6 protein-coding genes are annotated in these 7,547 nt (G+C 40.3%); 5 read left to right on the top strand and 1 reads right to left on the bottom strand.

Annotation, left to right across the window (positions count from 1 at the left end; translation table 11 throughout):
* Positions 1 to 42 precede the first annotated feature (42 nt).
* From V7K42_RS19875 to V7K42_RS19855, 5 genes are all read left to right on the top strand, one after another.
* Positions 43 to 633, top strand: a complete 591-nt coding sequence (locus V7K42_RS19875) for an HNH endonuclease (RefSeq protein WP_334919042.1) — start codon at positions 43 to 45, stop codon at positions 631 to 633.
* Between the two features lie 461 nt (positions 634 to 1,094).
* Entirely contained in the window at positions 1,095 to 1,820 is a 726-nt protein-coding gene (locus V7K42_RS19870; RefSeq protein ID WP_334919040.1) for a helix-turn-helix domain-containing protein, read from the top strand.
* Positions 1,714 to 4,440: a peptidase domain-containing ABC transporter gene (locus tag V7K42_RS19865; RefSeq protein ID WP_334919038.1), complete on the top strand. Its 2,727-nt coding sequence runs from the start codon at positions 1,714 to 1,716 to the stop codon at positions 4,438 to 4,440. The genes V7K42_RS19870 and V7K42_RS19865 overlap by 107 nt, the downstream gene beginning before the upstream one ends.
* 72 nt (positions 4,441 to 4,512) lie before the next feature.
* Entirely contained in the window at positions 4,513 to 6,036 is a 1,524-nt protein-coding gene (locus V7K42_RS19860) for an HlyD family efflux transporter periplasmic adaptor subunit (RefSeq protein WP_334919036.1), read from the top strand.
* A gap of 91 nt (positions 6,037 to 6,127) precedes the next feature.
* Complete coding sequence (locus V7K42_RS19855; RefSeq protein WP_334919034.1) at positions 6,128 to 6,862, top strand: peptidylprolyl isomerase; 735 nt, start codon at positions 6,128 to 6,130, stop codon at positions 6,860 to 6,862.
* 420 nt (positions 6,863 to 7,282) lie between these two features.
* On the opposite strand, the gene V7K42_RS19850 is transcribed toward V7K42_RS19855, so the two are convergent.
* Positions 7,283 to 7,547: hypothetical protein (locus V7K42_RS19850; protein WP_334919032.1), on the bottom strand; the 265-nt coding region annotated here is incomplete at its 5' end.

Genomic DNA, 7,547 nt, shown 5'->3' with positions numbered 1-7,547 from the left:
GGTCATGCTTAAAACTGCTGGAATTCATGTGCAATAGACATTTTGGCAGTTTTTGACTCCTCTTTTCTCAGGCTTTGTGAGAAATCCGGGTACTCAGGTGTCGTCAGTAAACGCATATTTAATCAGGCTGATACAACATTATTCAGCCAACTAAAAGCATGGGCAGAACATCGTCACCCTAATAAATCTTCCCGATGGAGTTGTCAAAAGTATTGGCAAACTGTAGGGTCTGATAATTGGGTTTTTAAACCCCATAACCAGAAGATTCGCTTATTCAAGCACCGTGAAACTCCTATTGTGAGACACATACAAGTGCAAGGAATCCGTAGCCCATTTGATGGTGACTGGGTGTATTGGAGTTCCAGAATGGGTAAACATCCTGAAGCGCCAACAAGGATGGCAACACTTTTGAAGATGCAAAAAGGAAAGTGTACTCATTGTGGACTGTTTTTTCACCATGAAGACTTGATGGAAATCGACCATAAAATCCCCCGCTCCAAAGGCGGTAAGGATAGCTATGACAACCTTCAATTACTTCATGGACATTGCCATGATGCTAAAACGGCAGCAGATAAATTTGCTGTTATAGTTCCAGAGATAGATGAGGATTATCTCAACTGTAATCCCTTTTAACTCTGAATTTAGAGGTGTGGGTGATAAGCACCAAATCACTGAGGAGCCGTGTGAAATTAACGTTTCATGCACGGTTTTGTAGCCGAGTCAGAGAGGTGACTTTCTGGCTTAGGCATCCAATTACGTAACCCAGTCTCGCACAGAAAACAAAACTTAGACCTGGGCGACAACCAAATATCTTCAAGGGCTGTCCCTGCCGGGTAATAAGGACAGCAATTAGCGTATTTAGCCCAACATTTCATCAAAATTTATTTAGCCCTTAACCTTCAGAATTTACAAAGATATTTAGTAGCTTGATATTTAGTAGCTTGATATGTAGATAATATAACAGCATACATAATTTTATGTACGCTGCTAGTATAAAAACTGCATTAATGAGTAGCCTTTATAAGTGCTTTCAAAATTACGCATCAAGCGCTGGAGATTTGTAAATCTATAAAAAACCAACAAATTCAACGTTTATGTTCGATTGCCAAGCAAAACCTGAAACCAACTACTTAAGTGCATCTAGTGGTAAGTATTTAACACCATTTCAGAGGAAGCTGCTACTACAAAGTTTGCACAAAAATCTACTTGAATCCTATCGGCAACGAATTGAAATCATGTTGTTGGCGGATGAGGGGAAAACTCAAATAGAGATTTGTCAAACCTTGGGATGTTGTGCAGCAACAGCAAGACATTGGACACACATAGCCCGAACTGGGATGGGACACCAATGGCAAGATTGCCCTATTGGTCGCCCAAAGGCAGTAAATGACCAGTATTTAGAACGTTTGAAGGAACTAATTAGCAGTAGTCCTCGCGATCATGGCTATGGTTTTCGTCGGTGGACAGCAAACTGGCTTGCGAAACATCTGGCGAAAGAATTAGGAATTGAAGTCAGCGATCGCCATATCAAGCGACTACTAAAACAGATGGGATTATCCACACGACCTAAACCCAGTAATGCGGAAATAAACAGCATTGAGCAGGCTAAAGGTTCCAAAATACTGATTGCTGACCTCAAATCGTTAGCTATTCCAGATAATTCCGAATTTTTACCACTGAACTTCGCAAAAATAGGAAAAGATTCTGACATTTATGGCGCAAGATATATCTGCTCAGTTAGTTTCTCTGGAACAGTTCAACAAAACCCTGGGGTATTCTCTTTCTACAGAGGAATTTCAACACTGTCTTCAACAAGTTAAATTTATCAACCCAAAAGTCGGCAAATTCTGGCAAGAAACTGATGGTCAGTCCGGTATATATATTGTGATCGCTGGCAAAGTCAGGTTACTAGATAACACCGATGAGTTAATCGCCACTTTAGAGACGGGAGACTCATTTGGAGAATTTACCTTGTTTAAGGAGGATGACTTTAGAACTTATGCAGCAAGGGCTTCAGTCAATTTGCAACTATGCTTTGTTCCGGGTGAAATATTGTGGACCCTAATGGCTAAATATCCCCAAATTCGGGAGCATTTATGGGCTAAAGCCCTATCCCGTAATCCGCCACAGGACTCAGATAACCCCCCAGTACTGCCATCTGACTCCAAACGGCTGCACGAAACAAAGATTTTGTCAACGCCAGCAGTAGAGCCACGCCAAAAAAAGATTAGCAAAGCCTACTTTCCCAACTCCACGCAGCGAGTCGGGCATTTATTGCAACGTGTAATTCGGCGCTATCCGTTTTTTGCCCAACAAAGTGGATCGGATTGCGGTGCAGCTTGTTTAGTGATGGTGTCTCGCTATTGGGGGAAAAACTTTAGTGTAAATCGCTTGCGGGATATCGCCAATGTTGACCGCAATGGCTCATCGTTGCGGGGGTTATCGGCGGCGGCAGAAAGTATTGGATTTGCGACGCGACCGGTGAAAGCGAGTCTTGACCAATTGGCCAAGCAAAAATTGCCTGCGATCGCTCACTGGGAAGGCAACCATTACATTGTAATCTACGAAATTACCCCCAAATATGTCATTGTGGCCGACCCCGCCATTGGGCAACGCAGCCTCAGCCACCAAGAATTTAAAGCCAACTGGACTGGCTATACACTGCTGCTGCAACCCACAGCCTGGTTAAAGGATGCCAAAGAAACTACAACTCCCTTTTGGCAATTCTTTGAATTGATGAAGCCTCACTCTTTAGTGATGCTAGAAGTATTTATTGCCTCGGTATTTATCCAGATATTTGGACTTGTTACCCCTTTATTTACCCAGCTAATTTTAGACCGCGTAGTAGTACAACGTTCTGAACTAACCTTAACAGCAGTGGGGTTAGGGTTGCTGATTTTTAGTTTATTCCGTGTAGCGATGACAGGGTTGCGGCAATATCTGTTAGACCACACGGCCAATAAGATCGATTTAGCACTAATTGTCGGATTTATTCGCCATACCCTGCGGCTACCCTTGAGTTACTTTGAGTCCCGTTATGTGGGGGATATTATCTCTCGTGTACAGGAAAACCGCAAAATCCAACGCTTCTTATCTGGTGAGGCATTATCCATCCTACTAGATTTAGTCACTGTCTTTATCTATTTAGGATTGATGTTTTGGTATAGCTGGAAAATGGCATTGTTGGTATTGGTGATTGTACCGCCTTTCTTTTTATTAGCATTGATTGCCACACCTTTTTTACAAAAGATTTCTAGGGAAATCTTTAATGCTGTTGCTAAGGAAAGTAGCTATCTGATTGAAGCCCTTTCTGGTGTGCGAACAGTTAAATCCACAGCCGTGGAACAGACAGTGCGTTGGCACTGGGAAGAGTTATTAAGTAAAGAAGTAAAAGCTAACTTTTCTGGGCAAATTATCAGCAATCGCTTGCAAATATTCAGCAACACAATTGAAGCACTGGTAACTACCCTTTTGCTGTGGTTTGGGGCGTACCAAGTTATTCACAATGAGTTAACTATTGGGCAATTGGTGGCATTTAATATGTTGTTGGGAAATATTATTACACCCTTCCAACGATTAACAGTTTTATGGAATCAATTGCAAGAAGTCGTGATTGCAGTGGAACGCATTAATGATGTGTTGGATGCGGAACCAGAAGAGGATTTGCAGCATCAGGCGCGGCAATCTTTACCACCGATTCAAGGTAATATTCGCTTTGACAACGTGACATTTCGCTATCACCCCGAAAGTGATATCAACGTTTTGGAAAATCTCAGTTTTGAAATACAGAGTGGGCAAATGGTTGCCCTAGTGGGGCGGAGTGGTTCGGGGAAAACCACGATTTCTAAGCTAGTTTTGGGGTTATATCCCCCCACCGATGGCAAGGTATTGATTGATGGGCATGATATTACCAGTCTTTCGTTGCGTTCTCTCCGCGAACAGGTTGGGGTAGTTGACCAAGATACTTTTTTGTTTGGCGGAACGATTCGGGAAAATATTAGCTTGGCACATCCTGGGGCAACTTTGGCAGAAATTATTGAAGCGGCGCGATTGGCCGGTGCTGATGAGTTTATTAAAAAATTACCTATGGGTTATGAAAGCCAGATTGGTGAAGGAGGGGGGATGTTGTCTGGAGGACAGCGACAAAGAATTGCGATCGCCAAGGCATTGTTAGGGAATCCCAAACTCTTGGTTTTGGATGAAGCGACTTCCCATCTAGATGCAGAGTCAGAAAGGATTATTCAGACAAATTTAAACACAATTCTTAAGGACAGAACCACCTTAGTAATCGCCCATCGCCTTTCAACTGTGCGGAATGCAGATTTGATTTTAGTGCTAGATCGCGGCGTGTTGATTGAGAGTGGGACTCATCAAGAGTTGATGGCAAAGCGGGGACATTATTTTTATCTCAATCATCAGCAGTTGGGTGTTGCAGGTTGAAACAAGAGGACAATGAGGAAGCTTTTCTTGTCTACCTACATCCCAAATCCCAAATTGATATTAGGAAAAATCATGCCGAACACATTGAATGGAAGAGTTAAAACCCAAATTTATGAGGTAGAAGAGAGCGAAGAAGTTTTAAGGGAGCAAACACCAGTTAGATCAACTGATGATTGGGCTGACGCAACCAAGGATTTACTTGATAGCTTACCGCAGGTTTGGACAAGGGGATTACTGTATTTTTTGGTGGTGTTTGTGTCGATCATTTTACCTTGGGCGATGCTATCTAAAGTGGATGAAACTGGTACGGCAACAGGGCGAATGGAGCCAAGGGGAAAGACAGTTAGGCTGGATGCTGCCGTAGCCGGTACTGTTGCTCAAATTCGGGTAAAAGAGGGTGATTCGGTTAGAGTTGGACAAACTTTATTGGTGTTGGAATCGGAATTAGCTAAGGCGGAATTGCGACAGGCACAGGATAAATTGGAGGGGCAATTAAATCGACTTTCTCAGTTAAATTCATCTAAAAGCCAGTTAGTTGTATCTTTTACAACTCAAGAACAACAAAATCAATCTCAAGAGTTAGAAAAGCAGGCTCAAATTGACCAGGTGCGACAAAATATGAATGCTCTTAGGAATTCTTATGACTTACAAAAAGACGAAAAATTAGCTCAAGTAAATCAGGCGCGGCAAACTCTTGAGCATAATCAAACAGCAAATAAGTTAGTAAACAGTAGTTTAGCGAGTACTGAGCGAGAAGTTGAACGCTATAACAGTCTTTGGCAGTCCGGGGTTGTTCCAGAAATTAATGTTGTCCAGAAGCAAGATATAGCTAAAGAGAAGCAACAGTTATACGAACAAAATCAGTCAGATATTCAGCAAGCTAAACTACGTTTGGTAGAACAACAGAGTAGTTATGAGCGGACTATTCGCCAAGCAAATGCAGATATTGAGCAGGCACAGTTACGACTAAAAGAACAGGAAAGAAGTTATCAGACTTTGACTCGTTCCAGCAAACTGGCTCTGCTAAAAATTGATGAACAACAGAAGAATTTGGATACAGAAATTACTACCCTTCAGGCAGAAATTGCTCAGAGTAGAAGTCAGATTGTTTCGTTAAAATTTCAGTTAGGACAACGAGAGCTGAGAGCCACCGTGAATGGTAGAGTCTTTCAGTTACCAATACAACGGGCGGGGTCTGTAGTGCAGCCAGGAACAATGATTGCAGAAATTGCACCCCAAGGTTCGCCTTTAATAATTCGGGCGCAAATGGCGACAACTGAGAGTGGTTTTTTGCGAAAAGGATTGCCAGTAAAGTTAAAATTTGATGCTTATCCCTTTCAGGATTACGGAGTAATAGAAGGCAATTTAGCGCAGATTTCTCCTACTACCATAGACGTGGATACACCTAATGGAAAGGTAGCAGCTTATGACTTAGAAATTGCTCTCAAACAAAATTGTCTTCCCACTCGTGATAAGTGTATTCCTTTGCATCCTGGGGATACGGCAACAGCTGAGGTAATTGTCCGTCAGCGTCGGATTATTGATTTTCTGCTAGACCCGTTTAAGAAGTTGCAGCAGGGTGGGGTGAAATTGTAGAAAATCCCTCCTCACTGCGTTTGCAAAGCGTGTTTGAATGACTTATTCTCTCATTTTTAATTGTGTTAACCAAAATTAGGTAAAATATATAATGTTACAAACTATCACTATTACCAACGAAGATATTCTTCAACAGGTCAAGTTATCTTGTAAAATTCCTGAGATAGTTGAGCAGATTGTTAGCCGCAAAGTAATTATATCTACCCTTGAACAAGCTAATATCACAGTGGAAACAGAAGAATTACAAAAAGCAGCAGACTTATTCCGCTTAATGAATAAACTCACCAGTGCTGAAGATACTTGGAAATGGCTAGAAAAACATGGATTGTCCTTAGATGATTTTGAAGAAATTGTCTATAATGGTATCCTTGTTGGTAAGTTAAACCAACATCTATTCACAGATAAAATCGAACCTTATTTCTTTGAACATCAACTAGACTATGTTGGTGTAGTAATGTATGAAGTTGTCTTGGATGATGAAGACTTGGCAATAGAACTTTTCTATGCGATTAAAGAAGGTGAGATAAGTTTTTATGATGTTGCTCACAAATACATCCAGGATAAGGAATTACGCAGACAAGGTGGATATCAAGGAATAGTATACCGTAAAGATTTGAAACCAGAGATTTCTGCCGCAGTATTTGCTGCTAAACCACCACAGCTTATCAAGCCAATCGTGACATCTTCTGGTGTACATATCATACTTATAGAAGAAATAATTGACTCCCAGTTGGATGACAAGATACGTACTAAAATACTTACAGAATTATTCTCTGGATGGCTCAAGGAAAAAACTGAATCTATAACTGGATTATTATCAGTTTGAGTCAATTACAGAAGTGCTGGTAACTGAAAAATAAAAATTATCTCACTCAATTTATAAGTGGAATAATTTTTTATCTTATACCAAGTTGCCAAAGTTAGTATTGTTTAGAATCTAAGCGCTGCTGAACTAGCTTTCAAGCAAATAATACTATGTATCACAACCTGGTATTAACTATAATTTGACTATAGTACTCCTGTCTGATTTGTCAACATTAGTTCAAATTAAACCCTCATAAAACGGGCTTTTAAGTGTCAGTATATTTTCAAAAATCAAATATGATTCTTATCTATTTGAGCATAAGTTGCTGCTAATACTACTCATTTCATCGTCATTCTGAGCCTATGTGAAATATACTTCAAAGAATTACTATCCAAAGAGTATTGAGTTAGTACTGGTAAAGATATCTAAACAACCTCTAATTTAAAATACCACATCTCTATAAATTTGATAGATAACTAAACAGGTCAATGTTGCAACCATCAACCATACAAATATTACTTCAGGTCGATGCAATTGATTTAAATTAGCAACTCCCACTCTAGGTACTACAAATTGTCCTAAAGCTATTATTAACCATATACCAGCAGTAACATAATTACCAATAACTATTTGTGTAATTCCCATAATTATAAATAAGGGAATTGTTATATCTACAGAGTTCAAACGATTATTGAACATAAATTTT

The organism is Nostoc sp. (genome assembly GCF_036917455.1).
Taxonomy (GTDB): domain Bacteria; phylum Cyanobacteriota; class Cyanobacteriia; order Cyanobacteriales; family Nostocaceae; genus Nostoc.
Note: the sequence above shows the minus strand (reverse complement) of the source record. Positions and strands in the feature narration are given on the sequence as shown.